This is a genomic window from Xenorhabdus griffiniae (assembly GCF_001028135.1).
GTDB lineage: Bacteria > Pseudomonadota > Gammaproteobacteria > Enterobacterales > Enterobacteriaceae > Xenorhabdus > Xenorhabdus bakwenae.
The window spans coordinates 1-2,393 of record NZ_LDNM01000175.1 but is presented as its reverse complement, the minus strand read 5'-3'; the positions used below and the strand labels follow the sequence as shown (position 1 = coordinate 2,393).

Here is a 2,393-nt window from a genome sequence, read left to right as displayed (position 1 = left end):
CGTAATGATGGCGATTTCCTCAACGCTATTGAGTTTGGGGTGCGCGATTTTGAGGATCTGACCGAGCAAGAAGGCGCACCGAATTTCACTGATATCAATACCGATATGACCAGCCATTTTATTGAGCGGTTTATCTATGTTGTGAAAGGGGATCAGGTCTGTGATCTGTCCAGGCCTCCCTATCGTAGCATCATGGATATGAAGTCGTTTAAAAACCTAATGGCTCCGTTCCAGTTTCCGGCTATGGGGAAAGGGCAGCCTACACCTGCGACTAAACGTTGGCTGGAACACCCTAAAAAACTGGTTGCGGAGAGCACAGGGTATCACCCAGGTAAAGGGCGACTCATACAGGGGCAAGATGGTTGGCTAGAAATTAATGAGTTCTATTTACCTGAACACCAGAAAGTGGCCAATTTCACCAAAGCGGAAGCCATTTTCCTTAAACACATCGCGTACTTAGTGCCGGATGAGTCCCAACGTTTGTTTTTTATCGCCCGTCTCGCATGGATGGTTCAGCGACCAGAGCGCCGTTGTCCGGTTACCGTGCTTCATATATCCGTACTGCATGGTACGGGGCGCGGCTGGGTTATTCAGTTAATGGAATCGATATTAGGCCATTGGAATTGTACCCGAGCAAAGATGGATGTGATTTGTAAGAACCAATATCACGATTATCTGTACCACTCGTTGTTGTGTACCGTCGATGAGGTGAAGGAAAACATAGAGAAACGTTATTCAGTCAATGATCAGCTTCGTGATTTGCTGACCGAACCCCGGTTTGAGGTCAATAACAAGTACGGCAAGAAGATGACAATGGATATCTTCACGCACTTTCTGTTTTTCTCTAACCATATCGACGCTATTTACTTGCCTCCAGAAGACCGCCGTATTGCCGTGTTTGGTGGCCCTGACTTTTTGCAGGGCGACAATTACTTCAAGCAGTTGTACCAGGCACTAAAAGATCCAGAGTTTATCGCTCAGGTCTACTGGTATCTGATGGGTATCGATTTAGATGCGTTTGACTGGCAGCGTGCCCCAGAGACCGAAGAACGGCAATTAATGATTGATAGTAGCCGGACAGATGCCGATAAGGTGCTATTCGACTTGTTGGCTGACCCCCCAGTTGCTGCTATGACCTATCAACAAATAGTGAGTTATATCGTCGCGGAACTTGGTCTTGACGCTGATATCAATCCGAAGCGTGTTAGCGGCATTTTGCGAAGTAAAGGGTTGGGGCAGGCAGGAGCTATTAAGTTCGAGGGGAAGACGGAGCGACCTTGGGTATTGGTAAAAAATCGCAAGTTCAGTAATGAACAGCTTCGCACTGAGCTAGAAAGTTGCAAAAAATTACTAATTGAGATGTAAAAGGTTGCAGATAGGTTGCAGATAAAAACAGACCTGCAACCCTTTAAAATAAAATAAAATAAAAACAATATGTTAGATGAAAAAGGTTGCAGATTGCAGTTATTTTTAACATACACATGTGAGAGAGATTATATACACCTCATATATATGTCTCATATGTATATATGTTTTAAACATCTGCAACCCGCAACCTAAAACGGGACAAACCAGAAAATACGCGGGGTTAGGCAGGTTGCAGATAGCTTTTTATCTGCAACCTATCTGCAACCCAGAAGTATAAAAATTGAAGCAAGAGGCCATCGAGCTTGGTTTAGCCTTTTTTTTAATAATCACACCGGCACGTAAGCACGACGGCAACTGGTAAAAATTTTCACAGTACACGAAACTACAGGGCAAAATTCTATGCGCAATATTCAGCAAGTTTTAGTTCGATGGGGCGGGTGGTCGTCAAATCTAACCAATGTTGGCTGGTCGTCTGTTGCTGCGGGGTTCAGCGGCCTGCTGCCCGCGAACGGCAATAACAGGATGACATGCAGCGACGAGGACGGATTGATCATTGATTTGTGCGTAGCACGGCTTCAGGCGATAGGGCAGGGCGAGGAATTGGAATATATCCAACAGCATTACATACACGGGCGTTCTAAACGCGAGATTGCCCGCCAATACGAAACAAACGAGCGAGAGGTCAGGCACCGTATACAATGCGGTGAGCGTTTCGTAGCCGGGTGTCTAGATACACTGGGAATTCAATTAGATATGGATTTAATGGTTAAAAATCAACCAATCGAAACATGAAAACTAGTGCGACCCGCAAAAACTGTGCTATTGTGATAAGAGTGGTTTTTATACCCTGCGAAAAGGCGCCTAACATTGGGCGCCTTTTCTTTTGGGCGAAAAGTGGAAACTTGGGAAAACAACCGTTAGACATCGAGATTTACCTGAACCCTAATAGTGGCGATTTGTTAACAAAATGTTATATCGAGAAATGGCCTAAAATGAGCGAGAAGATTGTCGCTTTTACATGTTTG

The 2,393-nt window shown here is 45.0% G+C and carries 2 protein-coding genes; both read left to right on the top strand.

Annotated elements, in window-relative coordinates:
* Positions 1 to 1,365 (top strand): primase-helicase family protein (locus tag AAY47_RS22145; RefSeq protein ID WP_047772004.1); only part of this gene is annotated, 1,365 nt, incomplete at its 5' end.
* Between the two features lie 402 nt (positions 1,366 to 1,767).
* Entirely contained in the window at positions 1,768 to 2,160 is a 393-nt protein-coding gene (locus tag AAY47_RS19400; protein WP_047772002.1) for an antiterminator Q family protein, read from the top strand.
* Positions 2,161 to 2,393 lie beyond the last annotated feature (233 nt).

Excerpts from the sequence above, each read along its gene's own strand:
- AAY47_RS19400 (WP_047772002.1), top strand. The coding sequence starts at position 1,768 with ATGCGCAATATTCAGCAAGTTTTAGTTCGATGGGGCGGGTGGTCGTCA.